This window comes from Galbibacter sp. (genome assembly GCF_035306585.1).
Classification (GTDB): Bacteria; Bacteroidota; Bacteroidia; order Flavobacteriales; family Flavobacteriaceae; genus Galbibacter.
Window position 1 is genome coordinate 1 of record NZ_DATGNU010000070.1, and the last position, 14,357, is coordinate 14,357.

Sequence of the window (14,357 nt, forward strand, 5' to 3'; positions counted from 1 at the left end):
ATATCCTGCATATTTTACTTGAATTTCGGTTTGTTCTAATACTTCCTGATCTAACTCATTCTCTTGGATATAATCTTCTACACTTTTTATATTTCTTAAATGATCTAATGTAATATTTGGCCTTGCGAATATTTTAAACATTTTATCAGACTGCTTCATGCTTGAAGAACCAATAGATTCTAAAATTGGATTTATAAGTTCAGGTTTCACACTGGTTTCTCTAAAAAATTGAACAAAGGCATTGGAGGCTTTTTGTTTCTGCTCCATCCGTTTTAATCTTTTTTCGGAGGCTAAACCTATTTCATAACTCATAGGAGTTAAACGTAAATCGGCGTTGTCTTGCCTTAGTAAAGTGCGATATTCTGCTCTAGAGGTGAACATTCGATAAGGTTCCTCTGTACCTTTGGTGATAAGATCATCAATAAGAACTCCAATATAGGCTTCACTTCTTTTAAGGATAAATTCGGGTTTATCCTTTATCTTCAATGCAGCATTAATACCAGCTATTAGACCTTGTGAAGCTGCTTCTTCGTACCCTGTGGTTCCGTTAATTTGTCCAGCAAAATACAATCCTTGAATAAGCTTGGTTTCTAATGTATGTTTTAATTGTGTAGGAGGGAAGTAGTCATATTCGATGGCATATCCTGGTCTGAAGAATTTCACATTTTCAAAACCTTCTACTGACCGCAATGCTTTAAATTGAACTTCTTCAGGTAAAGAGGTGGAAAAACCATTTACATAGTATTCTACCGTATCCCAACCTTCGGGCTCCACAAATATCTGGTGTCTATCTTTATCTGCAAATCTGTTTATTTTATCTTCAATAGATGGACAGTAACGTGGACCTATGCTTTTAATTCTACCGTTAAACATAGGTGATCGATCAAATCCTTCTCTTAATAGATCATGTACCAAGGGACTGGTGTAGGTCATGTGACAATCTCTTTGACGATCTAAAGGCTTGGTAAGATTAGAATATGAAAATTTATCAGGATTTTCATCACCTGGTTGTACAATCATTTTACTGAAGTCTAAGGATCGTCCATCTACACGAGGAGGTGTACCGGTCTTCATTCTCCCTGCTTCAAAACCATATCTTATAAGATCTTCCGTAATACCAGTTGCTGCCTTTTCCCCGGCTCGACCGCCTCCAAACTGTTTATCTCCAATATGAATTAAACCATTAAGAAATGTTCCGTTGGTAAGTACTACTGTTTTTGATCGGATCTCTACCCCTAAGGAAGTTCTCACTCCTTTTATAACTTCATTTTCAATAATTAAACCAGAAACCATTTCTTGGTAAAAGTCTACATTGGGTGTTTGCTCTAACATTAATCGCCATTGTTCTGCAAATCGCATTCGATCACTTTGTGCTCTAGGAGACCACATTGCAGGACCTTTTGATTTGTTTAGCATTTTAAATTGTATGGCTGTTTTATCAGTAACGATTCCGGAATATCCACCCATGGCATCAATTTCTCTTATAATTTGCCCTTTTGCAATTCCGCCCATTGCAGGGTTACAAGACATTTGTGCAATGTTTTGAAGGTTCATTGTTACAAGTAGGGTGCTCGCACCCATGTTGGCGGAAGCAGCGGCGGCTTCAGAACCAGCATGTCCAGCACCTACAACAATTACATCATATTGTTTATCAAACATAAATTTGGGTTTTTAATATTCTTTTTATTTTGCAAAAAAACGAAATTTAGAGCACTATATCATTGCATACACAAAGGATGTTTAGTGTTCTGAACTTTTGGTTTTCATTGTTCCACGTGAAACAGCAAGGAAAGTCCTTGTTATTTATGAATTTCTTTGGGGAGTCTATTTAAATAAGGCAATTTTTTCTTCTTCTTTTTCTCGCATTATTTTAGTATCTTTTTCGGTTTTATCTTTATATCCACAGTAATGTAAGATGCCATGTGCCATAACGCGTCGAAGTTCATTCTCAAAACTTACCTTATATTTTGTGGAATTTTCTCTTACACGTTCAATGGAAATAAAAATATCACCTTGAATGGTGGTGTGATCAGAATAATCAAAACTGATGATATCTGTAAGTGTGTCGTGATCTAGATATTCTACATTAATTTTAAAAAGATAATTATCATCACAAAAGATATAATTCACTTCACCACAATTTTTAGATTCTGACGAAATGATGTTTTTTATCCAACTGCTGTAAAGTGCAGGGTTCTCAATGAGAAAATCTGTTTCGTAATGAAAATTAATCATTGGTCTTAAAATAAGTATTTACCTTCTCTTTATAAATTTGCCGCAAAGGTAAGCTTTGTCTGTTTAATATTTCAACTTCATTCAAATATTGTTGCAGCGCTGGATTCAGGTTTTGAGTTGGGTTGGTAAAGTCTTGTATATTAGTAGTACTCTCACGGGTTGGTTTTTCCCCTTGTTGCATGGCAGCGTTTTCTAGTTTTAGGAGTTGATGGTGTAGCTGAAGCATTTTTTGCTGGTTGCCCTGGGTGAATCCTTTTTCAATCAAATCATTTTCTAATTGCTTCATCTCTTCAATGGCTTTTTGAGCGTTGTGTTGGTCTGATGCATTTTGAAAATCATGTATTTGGTCTTCCAAGGCATTTCTTAAAAACTGTTGTTGTTTATAAATTTCAAATAATTTTTCTGACATTGCCTCCCCATTTTCTCCTGGTTCTGGACGTTGTCCTTCTTTTCCTTGATTTCCTTTTTGATTATTTTCTTGTTGTTTGCCCATAGCATCCTGCATGGAAGTATTCAATTGTTCTTGCGATTGAATGATATCAGGTAATTGGAACTCCTTTGAACCATCCCCTGATCCCATTGATAAACGCTCTTGCATGTTGTCTAATACGTTGCTTAAATAATCGGCTAATGAATTGGTAGCAGTAAGCGCATATTGTTGGTAAGAGACTCCTTGGTAGGTTCTATTCTCCGCAAACTCTTTTAGTGCTTTATTAATGTTATAATAAACATCATTCACATCGTTATTAATCTGTTCGCTTAGCTTGGGTTGACGCAATGACAAGGTGAAAAGACTATCATCCACATGTTCAAAAACTAATTTGAGATCGTTCTGCTGTTTTAAATATACCGAAAGGTTTGTTTTACTTTCCTTCAACATTCCAATGCGCTGCATCAGGCTCTCCTGATTTAGAGAAAACACTAGTAGATTATCCAAAATTTGTCTTAGCATAGTGGCATCTTCCTGTAAACTTTCTTGCCCGCTAGCTTGCATTTGATCTTTCATCTGCGATCCAAGTTGTTGTAATTTTTCTGCAGCATTTTTCTGGTGAGGTATGGCGTCCTGTTTCTTATTAGGCTGCTCTAGTTTATCCTTCGCCTGTTTCTGCTGCTGTTGAATTGCCTGCTCAGACTTCTTATTGCGCGCTATCTCCATGGGTTTTTTCAATTGCTCATTTTCCTTTTCCAATTGCGCTAACTCCTGTCTGATTTTATCAAATGAATCGTTTAATTTTTGTTGATCTTCACTATTGTTATGCTGCTTTTTTGCAAGTGCAGATTGCTTTTTAGACAAGGATAAAATGTCATTTTTTAATTTTTCTAATTTGGCCTGTATATAGTATCGTTTGGTTAGTTCTAGGATTTGTTCTAGGCTTCGACTATTATTATTTTGCTGCTTGGCCATATCCTCCAAGCGCTTGCTGAGTTCTTCTTTTTTTATTTTATCGGTAAGCCTTGAAAGCTCTTTCATCATTTTCTCATTTTCCTCTAACTGCTTTTGTCTTCGTTCTAATCGTTCTTTAAGAAGATCATTAAATTCGGACTTTTCCTTATTTGTTTTTTGAAATTCACTGAGATTTTCACGGAGCTTGTTCTGAAATTTTTCCATCATTTGGTTTTGTTCAAGCTGCCGAGCTAGGAATTTATCTATTGTTTTTTTGTCATTAAAATTGAGTTGATTTTTTTGTTTGTTTAAGGCATTTATCTCATTGAGTTGATTTTTTTGTTCATTAGATTGCTCAATGGCGTTTTGAAGTTGATCAAGCGTCTGTTTTTGATTCTCAAGTTGTCTCTCCTGCAACTCACTATGGGTTAATTTTCTATAATGGAAGGTTTCACTTCGAGAATCTTTTCCTCCTCTTAAGGCATCGTTGTCTGTTACTTGAAAATAGTACTGATAGTCTACGGACTCCTCTAAGGTTAAGCCTGTAGGGAATTCATAAACAAAGCGATCAACATTCTGCTTGTTAATGGGAAGGTCCGCATGTAAGAATTGATCGTTTTCCGTTGATTTATAATATATTTCTAGCTTTTCTATTGCGTAATCATCACTAAGGGCGCCGGTATATATTTTTCTATTAATGGCGCTACTATCGATATGTTCCTTAACACTAATTGTAGGATACTGATCTTTTATAACGGTGAGGTTGAAATTCAATTTTTCATAGTTAGTAAGATACTCATTGCTTGTGGCAACACTATAATCGGTATTGTTAAAGATCCGTTTTTTGAGGGAGAACTGTTGCTGTGATTTCGATAACACATGGGTGCTGTCTAAAAGATCCATGGTGACCTGGTCGGTGTTTTCTGAATTATAGATCCACTGAATCTCTGTTCCTTCTAAAATTGTAGCGTTGCCAGTACTCTTTAGCGTATCGGTAGACTTTCCTGTATAATTGGGATAATTTAGGATCATTTCAAATGAAAGTAGACTCGGTGTTGGGATGACCTCTAGCTTGAAAGGAATGGACTGTACACCAGAGCCTTGGAGTTGAAATTTGATGTCTTCAAGGGGTTGATTAAAAGTGTATTCATACTTGGTTGCACTGGTTTTTTCCATAAAAAACCGCTTTTCATCGAGTACAATCTGTATATCCTCAGGAATGCTGTTTCCGCTCGTTTCTACCTGGAGCGTAAAGGATTTTCCTTTAAGCGTACTTAGGGAGTCATTTGTGATTATAAATTCAAAAGGTGCAGGTGGGACATAAGCTGTTTTGTAATCTACCACGCGTTTATAGCTATCGGTAAAAAGATCCAACTTTCCTATTAGTATAACCAATAGTATAATTAGCACTGGTATAGCAGCGTAATAGGCATATTTTAAATTTTTCTTATAACTAACCGCCATTTGAAAAGGGATAGGTTTAAGATCATTTCCTTTTTGCTCAATACTGGCTAATAATAAATCGGATTGCGTCTTGTCTTGAGAAAGTTGTAGAAAATTTAAAAGTTTATCGCCCACAGAAGGAAAATGATTTCCAATAATTTTAGAGGCTACTGTATGATCAATGCCTTTTCGAAATCTAAATAAATAAAGCAGTGGGATACAAATAAACTTTATAAATAACAATACTTCGATGGACACAAAAGTCCAAAAAAGGAACCTTCTTGCCGTAGTACTTAGCCACAAGAAATACTCTAGCAATACCACTGCAATAAAATACAACAAACCCACACTTATAAAAAGAAAAAGCCCTTTGAGTAATTCATTGAAATAGTACTTGCGTAAAAACAACGCTAACTTGTGATGTATTTCCCTTAAGATACTCATTTATAGTATATTAAATTTTAAGTATAAGCATTAGAAGTTAAAAATACAATTTGTTTAGCATTGTTGTTACTGCTTTGAGACCTTAATAAGAGAAATCCAACTAATTTTAAAATGTATATCATTGTGATCAGGGTAAATCCAGTGGCAAGGTTTAAAATAAAATGCAGGATAAAAAAACATATTAGGGACAATCAAAAATATAATTATAAATTTTTGAAAGTGTTTTGTGATATTTCCATACATTGGGCAAAGAAAAAATAAAACTTCATAAGATGAAAAAAATATGTATGTCGGCCCTGATGGCCTTGATTAGTTTAGGAGTACATGCACAGGATGATCTCATCAAAGCGTTGGAAAATAATACATCACTTGCAGCTAAAGAAGGCTTTATTTTTAAGCCCGTGGTTAACTTGGAGAGAACTTCCATTAAGGATCAAGGCAGTAGTGGTACCTGCTGGAGTTACGCTGGAAATGCACTTTTGGAATCTGAGATGTTGCGCCTTGGAAAGCAAGCGGTAGATATTTCAGAAATCTATACCGCACGTTGCGTCTATATTGAAAAGGCAAAAAATTATGTAAGAATGCACGGAAATCTTAATTGGGGAGACGGTGGTCTTTTGCATGATGTTGGAAATATATACCAGCAGTATGGTGCCTTACCACAGCAGGTGTACACTGGATTGAACTATGGCACCGATATCAACCGTTTTGGTGAAATGCAATCCGCTCTCAAAGGATTTTTAGACGGAATCATTCAGAACAAAAATGGGATTCTTACCCCCAACTGGCTCACTGCTTTTACAGCCATTCTGGACAGTTATTTAGGTAGCGTGCCAGAATCATTTGAATATCAAGGAAAAACCTATACTCCCAAAACGTTTGCAAAAGAGGTAATTGGCATAAAGGCGGATTCTTTTGTAGAGTTAGTGGCCTTGGCACATGAACCGTTATACGAGGAAGTATTTATTCCAGTTCCCGATAATTGGAGTTTTGATTATGCTTATAATGTTACTATGGATGATTTTATCCAGGTGATTGACAATGCATTAGATCATGGTTACACTATAGGTTGGGCAGCTGATGTGAGCGAAAAATATTTTAGTTGGAAGAATGGAATTGCCTATGTACCTGAAATCGAGTATAAAGACATGAGCGTAGAGGAACGTCAAACAATGTTTGATGGACCTAAAGAAGAAATGGAGATTACTCAGAAGATGAGAAAGCAAGCATTTGATAATTATTCCACCACCGATGATCATGCCATGCAAATTGTTGGAAAGGCAAAAGATCAAAATAATAAAACGTACTATATCGTAAAAAACTCATGGGGAACGGGTAATGATCACCAAGGATACTTGTATGTGACTAAAAATTATATTCTGCTAAAAACCAATTCCTTATATTTAAATAAGGAAGCAGTACCAAATGGTATATTAAAGGGATAAAAGGGATTTGTTTGTGATAGGAAACGGCAATACTTCAGTAATGATGTACTGCCGTTTTGATTTTTACGGAATTATTTTACTTGTACGGTAAAGTTGATTATACTTTTGGCAATTCCCATCCATTATGGTAATGAGCTTTGACCAGATCATTTGCTAGGGTATTATCTTTAAATCGATTTGTTTTACTGTCCCAGTAAATTTTTTCACCAGTTTTAAATGCGATATTCCCCATATGGGCGTTCACTGCGGAGATGGCTCCTTGTTCCACACTACAATGTAGTTCGGTAGCATTACCTTTAATTACATCAACAAAGTTTTGTGCATGATCATTAAGAGCGTCATTTGATTTTTGGGTCAATTCCATTTTCGATATTTTGGCATCTTTATTACCGTCCTTATAATCGTATTCAGGCATCACTTCCCATCCTTGGCGATCTACTACTAGAGTTCCATTGTTCCCTATAAATGCAATTCCTTCTGACCTTCCATAGTTTCCTTGGTCAATACCAGTGGCGTGTTCCCACAAAAGGTTAAAATCTTCATATTCGAAGACAGTTTGTAAGGTGTCTGGGGTCTGCGAAGCATCATTTGGATACGCCAATTTTCCACCTGAAGCCATAATGGATTTAGGAGCAGAAGCCTGCATTATTTTTAAAGCAATATCAATTTCATGAACGCCCCAATCTGTCATTAGACCACCGGCGTAATCCCAGAACCATCGAAAATTGAAATGGAATCTATTTTTATTGAAATTGCGTTTTGGTGCTGGTCCTAACCACATTTTATAATCAACACCCTCAGGTGGAGTACTATCTGCAACGGGAGGAACTGGTTTCATCCATCCTTGATAAGCCCAACATTTTACCAAACGGATATTTCCTAATGCACCAGTGGCAATATACTCAGCGGCCTGTTGGTATTGGGAACCACTTCGTTGCCACTGTCCAACTTGTGCGATTGTATTGTATTTCTTGACAGCATTTACCATAATTGAACATTCTTCAATGGTATTGGCCAGCGGCTTTTCAACATACACATGTTTTCCTGCCTGACATGCATCTACAAAGTTTAAACAATGCCAGTGATCTGGCGTACCTATAATAACTACGTCCACGTCTTTATTTTCCAGTAGTTTCCGATAGTCTTTATATAAGGATACCTTGTTCTTATGGCCCATTTTTTTCAAATCAGCCGCTCTTCTATTTAAAACACTTTGATCTACATCTGCTAGTGCAATACACTGAACTCCCGGTATGTTAAGATGGGCGCTCATATTGGCCCATCCCATCCCATTACAGCCAATAACCCCAAAGTTTAACCGATCGCTAGGAGCTAGGCTAGTAAAGAGGGAACTTGTCTGTTGGGCAGTTATAATGTTAGACATACCAAGTCCTGCTATGGCTAGACCTGAGTTCCTAATAAATGTTCTTCTGGTATTTTTTGTTTTCACATCGCTGAAATTAAAAGGTTATGGATTTCAAGATACTGTTTTAGATCGAATAAAACTAAAAGAACAATTATAAAATGTATTTTTAACACTAATTTATCCAATCAACCTTAGACAAAGTTCCCTATAAAAACTCCTATCTTTGTCAAAAATTATACTAAATGAGTACACGCGTTAGGGTGCGTTTTGCACCAAGTCCAACAGGACCTTTACATATCGGAGGTGTTAGAACGGCTTTGTTTAATTATTTGTTTGCCAAAAAGCACAGCGGTGATTTTATTTTACGTATAGAAGATACCGACCAGAAACGTTATGTGGAAGGGGCAGAGCAGTATATTATTCAGGCGCTAAAATGGTTGAATATTCCTTATGATCAGGGACCAGATTCCGATGCTGAAATTCTAGAAAAATATGGATCTTTTCGCCAAAGTGAGCGTAAGGAACTTTATAAAAAGTATGCAGAAGAGTTGCTAACCAGCGGTTGGGCATATTATGCATTTGATACCACTGAGCAGTTGGATGCGGAGCGATTAAAATCCGAAAGTGAAGGGGGTAAGTTTACCTATAACTGGGCTACACGTGGAACATTACAAAATTCGCTTGCCCTAAGTGAGCAGGAAGTTCAAGAGCGAATTAATTCTGGTGAACCCTATGTGGTTCGTTTTAAATCTCCTGAAAACCAGATTCTTGAATTAAATGATATGATTCGCGGAGCTATCACCATTGATACGAACATCTTGGACGATAAAGTGTTGTTCAAAAGTGATGGAATGCCCACTTATCACCTTGCCAATATTGTAGATGATCATTTAATGGAAATTACCCATGTGATTCGTGGTGAAGAGTGGTTGCCATCGTTGGCATTACACGTTTTGTTATACCGCGCCTTTGGATGGGAGGCTCCTGAGTTTGCACATTTACCGCTGATTTTAAAATCTGTTGGAAAAGGGAAGCTAAGTAAACGTGATGGGGATAAATTAGGTTTTCCAGTATTTCCTTTACAATGGACAGACCCTGTATCAGGAGAAATCTCTACAGGATATAGAGAACAAGGATATTATCCAGAAGCTGTGGTGAATTTCTTAGCCTTTTTAGGCTGGAATCCAGGAACGGAACAGGAACTTTTCACTCTAGAGCAACTCGTGCAATCCTTTGAAATAGAGAAAGTTCAAAAGGCAGGCGCTCGATTTGATCCAGATAAGACCAAATGGTATAATCACCAATACCTTCAAAAACGTTCCAATGAAGATTTAGCAAAAGAATTACACGCTTATATAGCACAATCCACCTCGCATGAAACGAATCTTGAGATTGGTTACCTATCACAAGTGGTTGCTCTTTTAAAAGAACGGGTTAATTTTGTGAAGGAACTTATTGTAGAAGGAGACTTTTTCTTAAAAGCACCCGAGGTCTTCCAAGAAAAAGCGGTAAAAAAACAGTGGAAGGAACAGACGGCCGCCTATATGAATCAAGTAGCCGATGTCATAGCGTCGGTGAAAGATTTCGATTCACAAACCATAGAAGAGACTGTGAAATCTTGGATTGCTGAACAAGAACTTAGTTTTGGTCAAGTAATGCCACCACTGCGTTTAGCCCTTGTTGGAGCAATGAAGGGACCGCATGTTTTTGACATTATTGCCTTGATTGGAAAAGAGCAAACACTGTCTAGAATTCAGTACGCCATAACCAAATTGGGATAATTTTTTATCCCAAAGCAAACTAAGGGTACATCTGAGCATATTTTATAGCGGATATAATTTTAAAATTTGTATTTTAACCGTGATTAACCTATAAATTATTTCAGATGTATCTTCTTATTCCATTAGTATTTTTGGGTATTATTATTTTTTTTAGTGCCTTTTTTATCGTGAAGCAACAGACCGCTGTAGCCATAGAACGTTTTGGCAAATTTCACAGTATTCGTAATTCCGGTCTACAGCTAAAAATTCCTATCGTTGACCGTGTTGCGGGGAGACTCAGTCTTAAAATTCAACAGCTTGATGTGATCGTTGAAACCAAAACCTTGGATGATGTTTTTGTAAAGCTCAAGGTATCGGTTCAATATGTTGTAATTAAGGAGAAAGTTTACGAGGCTTTTTACAAGTTAGAATATCCACATGAGCAAATTACCTCTTATGTGTTTGATGTAGTTCGCGCAGAAGTTCCAAAAATGAAGCTTGACGACGTTTTTGTCAAAAAGGATGATATTGCCATTGCAGTGAAAGCTGAACTTCAAGAAGCCATGTTAGAGTATGGTTTTGATATTATTAAAACCCTTGTGACGGACATTGATCCTGATCAACAGGTAAAGCATGCCATGAATCGTATTAACGCTTCAGAGCGTGAGAAAATAGCTGCTCAATTCGAAGGAGATGCTGCTAGAATTTTGATCGTTGAAAAAGCCAAGGCCGAAGCAGAAAGTAAACGTCTTCAAGGTCAAGGTATAGCAGATCAACGTCGTGAAATCGCTCGTGGTCTGGAAGAGTCCGTGGAGGTATTAAACAAAGTTGGTATAAATTCACAAGAGGCCTCTGCGCTTATAGTGGTAACACAGCATTACGATACCCTACAAGCCATTGGAGAAGAAACCAATAGTAACCTTATACTACTTCCGAATTCACCGCAAGCTGGAAGTGATATGCTTAACAATATGGTCGCGTCCTTTACGGCCAGTAATCAAATAGGGGAGGCTATGAAAAAGCAGAACAAAAAGAAAGACAGTGAAGATCAATAGATCGATCTCTCTTAAGGGTGTTTAAAGATCTTATACTAGCCAAAAACAAAGAAAACGTTACTGTTATTGTATATCAGTAACGTTTTCTAATTTGTGCCACTGGCACAAATGCAGGTGTAGGCAGGGGGTACATTAATCTATTTTATTAAATTTCGTATGAGCTTGAAGGTTAAGGCTTTTTGGATTACTGAGCTTGCAGTTTTTCCAACCACGTTTAAAAAGCTAAAGTCGTCCTTGATGCCATTAAAATTGAGTTTTATTTCTTCTTTTGAAATTTCCTTTTCCAATTTTAGCACCTTAATATCCTTGTCTAATTCTTCAAATGAAGTGTAAATTTTCATGGTATATTCTATTGGTGATTGAATAATCAATCATTATCAAAAAAATCCTTAGAGGCTTTAACCAGTACCATTCGTTCGATGGTCTTTCTGAATCCATATAAAACAACCACAGCAATTAAGATGTAGAAAAGCCCCAATATTAAAAATCCAAGGCCTAAATTATCCAACCAACTACCTATGAATAAGGCCAACGCAAAGGTTACCAGTAAGAGCGCTCCAAATAATAGCGCTCCTATTATCATAAAGGTAATCAGCGAAGAGGAGCCCTTGGTTAGTGTTTTAAATATACTAAGCTTGTAATACTCATAATTCTTTTCAATGAATTCCTGTGTACTTCTATTGAGCCCCTCTACATTCTCTGAGAGATGGTTCAGTCCCATAAATTACTTTTTAGACGTTGTCCCTTTCTGCAGCTTAGAGTTTTGTGCTCTAAGATCTTCTAATTTAGCCTCTAAAGCTACTAGTATATCGTCAGCCTTATAACTCATAGTTGAAAGAGTGTCCTCCAATTTGCTTTCAAAATTTGCACGTGTCTTTTCAGCTTGTGAGGAGAGTTTCGAGGTGGTTGATTTGAGTTGCTTTTCGAGTTCTCTCTGAGCTGATCTTGCGTTTTTTCTTATCTTTTTTCGGGTTTTATCCCCTCTATCAGGAGCATAAAGAATTCCTATCCCTGCTCCGATTGCAGCGCCTGTTAAGAGCGCCAATAATGTATTCCCTGTTTGATTTGACATATCAAAAATGTTTTAATTAATAAATTAATCCCCTAATAGTACCTAATTTACGAAAGTTGATGAGATTATACTAAAATTTGAGGGTATTTAGCCTATTATTAACAGTTGTGTTAAAGGAAATAAAAAGCACGCCGAAGCGTGCGTGGGAAAAAACGTATGTACTTTATGTTATTGATCAAGCTTGGCCCAGGTATCTCTAAGTCCAACTGTTTTATTGAAAATCAGGTTTTCATTGGTGCTATCTGGATCGATGTTGAAATATCCAAGACGTTGAAATTGGAAATGATCCCCAATCTTTGCATTAGCCACACTGGGCTCTATATAACCCTTAGTGATTTGTAAGGATTCAGGATTGACAAACTCTAGAAAATCTTTTTCACCTTGTCTATCTGGTTCGGCTACGGTGAATAAACGATCATACTCACGAACTTCCACTTCGATGGCATGTTTAATGGATACCCAATGTAAAGTACCTTTTACCTTTCGTTGACTCTCAGCCGTTCCACTGCCACTTTTACTCAAAGGGTCATACGTGCATTGAACTTCTACGATATTTCCTTGATCGTCCTTTATAGCTTTCTCAGCTTTAATAATGTACGCATTTTTTAGACGTACTTCACCACCGAGTTTTAAACGGAAAAATTTACGGTTAGCTTCTTCTCTAAAATCTTCTTTTTCGATATAAAGCTCTCTAGAAAATGGCACTTCTCTATAGGTAAGCACCTCTTCTTCAGGATTGTTTTCAGCCTCGAGTAATTCTTCCTGGTTTTCCGGGTAATTGGTAATTACAAGCTTTAAAGGATTTAACACCCCCATAATACGAGGGGCCTTCTTGTTGAGATCCTCACGGGCATGAAACTCTAATAAAGAAACATCAATGAGGTTATCGCGTTTTGCAATACCAATAGTATTGGCAAAGTTTTTTATTGACTCAGGAGTATAGCCACGACGTCTTAATCCAGAAATAGTCGGCATCCTAGGATCATCCCAACCGCTTACAATACCTTCCTCGACTAAACGAAGTAATTTTCGCTTGCTCACCACCGTATGACTTAAATTTCTACGGGCAAACTCACGTTGTTTTGGCCTTACCTTTGAAGGGGTATATACTTGATTTAAGAACCAATCATATAATTCTCGGTGCATCGCAAACTCTAGTGTACAAAAGGAATGAGAAACCTGTTCGATATAATCGCTTTCTCCATGCGTCCAGTCATACATTGGATAAATACACCAATCATTATTTGTTCTATGGTGTGTTTTGTGTAAGATTCTATACATAATAGGATCCCTCATCAGCATATTAGAAGCCTTCATGTCAATTTTTGCCCGTAATACATGCGCTCCTTCTTTAAAATTACCGTTTTTCATTTGTTCGAAGAGCTCTAAATTCTCCTCTACAGGTCGGTTTCTAAATGGGCTTTCTTCCCCTGGTGTTGTTGGCGTTCCTTTCTGAGAGGCAATTAATTCAGAACTTTGACTATCTACATATGCTTTTCCTTGTTTGATAAGTTCAACAGCCCAATGATATAACTGCTCGAAGTAATCTGAAGCGTATCGTTCTTGATCCCACTGGTATCCAAGCCATTCTACATCACGTTTTATAGCATCCACAAATTGTTGCTCTTCTTTCGCAGGGTTCGTGTCGTCAAAACGTAAATTTACTGGTGCGTTGTATTTCTCACCCAATCCAAAGTTCAAACAAATAGAACTGGCATGACCGATATGGAGATAACCATTGGGTTCTGGTGGGAATCGAAAACGTAAATCATCTTTACTAAACCCCTCTTTGAGGTCATTCTCAATGATATGTTCGATGAAATTTAAAGACTTTCCTTCTTCTGCCATAAAATTATTGTACTAAAATAGACTGCAAAATTAAGGAATTTTTAAAGCAATGAGTACTTATCAGGGATAAACAAAAACAAAACTTAAGGATCAAACATATTCCGTCAATTTTGAATCCAAAATGGGGGTGTTTTTCCAGCCCAAAAAATGACTTTTCAACAGTCTTATTAACAAACCAATTGGTATTTTTATAGTTTTTTAAAGTACTAACCATGCTAAAATTGAACTAGGCATCTATAAATAGCCCTTTCACCACAAACTCCTAAAATTGTATAAAAAAACAGCTAACTTTGGTTCCTATTGTG

The 14,357-nt window shown here is 36.9% G+C and carries 11 protein-coding genes; 3 read left to right on the forward strand and 8 right to left on the reverse strand.

Annotated elements, in window-relative coordinates; translation table 11 throughout:
* The 3 genes from mnmG to VKY50_RS07210 form a co-directional block, all read right to left on the reverse strand.
* Positions 1 to 1,659: tRNA uridine-5-carboxymethylaminomethyl(34) synthesis enzyme MnmG (gene mnmG, locus VKY50_RS07200; protein ID WP_324300331.1), on the reverse strand; the 1,659-nt coding region annotated here is incomplete at its 3' end.
* 165 nt (positions 1,660 to 1,824) lie between these two features.
* Entirely contained in the window at positions 1,825 to 2,235 is a 411-nt protein-coding gene (ybeY, locus tag VKY50_RS07205; protein WP_324300333.1) for an rRNA maturation RNase YbeY, read from the reverse strand.
* Positions 2,228 to 5,506 carry a DUF4175 family protein gene (locus VKY50_RS07210; protein WP_324300335.1) on the reverse strand — a complete coding sequence of 1,093 codons (3,279 nt, stop codon included), beginning with the start codon at positions 5,504 to 5,506 and terminating at the stop codon, positions 2,228 to 2,230. Before VKY50_RS07210 ends, ybeY begins: the two co-directional genes overlap by 8 nt.
* A 272-nt stretch (positions 5,507 to 5,778) precedes the next feature.
* Between VKY50_RS07210 and VKY50_RS07215 the strand changes: the two genes are divergently transcribed.
* Positions 5,779 to 6,951, forward strand: coding sequence for a C1 family peptidase (locus tag VKY50_RS07215; protein WP_324300337.1), 1,173 nt, complete (start codon positions 5,779 to 5,781; stop codon positions 6,949 to 6,951).
* A gap of 97 nt (positions 6,952 to 7,048) precedes the next feature.
* Here VKY50_RS07215 and VKY50_RS07220 read toward each other — a convergent pair whose 3' ends face one another.
* Entirely contained in the window at positions 7,049 to 8,401 is a 1,353-nt protein-coding gene (locus VKY50_RS07220; protein ID WP_324300338.1) for a Gfo/Idh/MocA family protein, read from the reverse strand.
* Between the two features lie 158 nt (positions 8,402 to 8,559).
* Here VKY50_RS07220 and gltX point away from each other — a divergent pair, with 158 nt between their 5' ends.
* Positions 8,560 to 10,098 carry a glutamate--tRNA ligase gene (gene gltX / locus VKY50_RS07225; RefSeq protein WP_324300340.1) on the forward strand — a complete coding sequence of 513 codons (1,539 nt, stop codon included), beginning with the start codon at positions 8,560 to 8,562 and terminating at the stop codon, positions 10,096 to 10,098.
* Between the two features lie 104 nt (positions 10,099 to 10,202).
* On the forward strand, positions 10,203 to 11,132 hold the full coding sequence (locus VKY50_RS07230) for an SPFH domain-containing protein (protein ID WP_324300342.1): 930 nt from the start codon (positions 10,203 to 10,205) through the stop codon (positions 11,130 to 11,132).
* Positions 11,133 to 11,269: 137 nt separating this feature from the next.
* Here VKY50_RS07230 and VKY50_RS07235 read toward each other — a convergent pair whose 3' ends face one another.
* From VKY50_RS07235 to VKY50_RS07250, 4 genes are all read right to left on the reverse strand, one after another.
* Positions 11,270 to 11,473 (reverse strand): DUF6327 family protein, encoded by a 204-nt coding sequence (locus tag VKY50_RS07235; protein ID WP_324300345.1) that lies wholly within the window; start codon positions 11,471 to 11,473, stop codon positions 11,270 to 11,272.
* A 26-nt stretch (positions 11,474 to 11,499) separates the two neighbouring features.
* Positions 11,500 to 11,853 carry a phage holin family protein gene (locus VKY50_RS07240; RefSeq protein WP_324300347.1) on the reverse strand — a complete coding sequence of 118 codons (354 nt, stop codon included), beginning with the start codon at positions 11,851 to 11,853 and terminating at the stop codon, positions 11,500 to 11,502.
* 3 nt (positions 11,854 to 11,856) lie between these two features.
* On the reverse strand, positions 11,857 to 12,204 hold the full coding sequence (locus VKY50_RS07245; protein WP_324300349.1) for a YtxH domain-containing protein: 348 nt from the start codon (positions 12,202 to 12,204) through the stop codon (positions 11,857 to 11,859).
* A gap of 168 nt (positions 12,205 to 12,372) precedes the next feature.
* Positions 12,373 to 14,052 (reverse strand): glutamine--tRNA ligase/YqeY domain fusion protein, encoded by a 1,680-nt coding sequence (locus VKY50_RS07250; RefSeq protein WP_324300352.1) that lies wholly within the window; start codon positions 14,050 to 14,052, stop codon positions 12,373 to 12,375.
* Positions 14,053 to 14,357 lie beyond the last annotated feature (305 nt).

What these genes read in the sequence shown, in the direction of transcription:
- VKY50_RS07250 (WP_324300352.1), bottom strand. Translation starts at nt 14,052, where the DNA reads ATGGCAGAAGAAGGAAAGTCTTTAAATTTCATCGAACATATCATTGAG.
- VKY50_RS07245 (WP_324300349.1), bottom strand. Translation starts at nt 12,204, where the DNA reads ATGTCAAATCAAACAGGGAATACATTATTGGCGCTCTTAACAGGCGCT.
- VKY50_RS07215 (WP_324300337.1), top strand. Translation starts at nt 5,779, where the DNA reads ATGAAAAAAATATGTATGTCGGCCCTGATGGCCTTGATTAGTTTAGGA.
- VKY50_RS07230 (WP_324300342.1), top strand. Translation starts at nt 10,203, where the DNA reads ATGTATCTTCTTATTCCATTAGTATTTTTGGGTATTATTATTTTTTTT.
- VKY50_RS07210 (WP_324300335.1), bottom strand. Translation starts at nt 5,506, where the DNA reads ATGAGTATCTTAAGGGAAATACATCACAAGTTAGCGTTGTTTTTACGC.
- VKY50_RS07235 (WP_324300345.1), bottom strand. Translation starts at nt 11,473, where the DNA reads ATGAAAATTTACACTTCATTTGAAGAATTAGACAAGGATATTAAGGTG.
- ybeY (WP_324300333.1), bottom strand. Translation starts at nt 2,235, where the DNA reads ATGATTAATTTTCATTACGAAACAGATTTTCTCATTGAGAACCCTGCA.
- gltX (WP_324300340.1), top strand. Translation starts at nt 8,560, where the DNA reads ATGAGTACACGCGTTAGGGTGCGTTTTGCACCAAGTCCAACAGGACCT.
- VKY50_RS07240 (WP_324300347.1), bottom strand. Translation starts at nt 11,853, where the DNA reads ATGGGACTGAACCATCTCTCAGAGAATGTAGAGGGGCTCAATAGAAGT.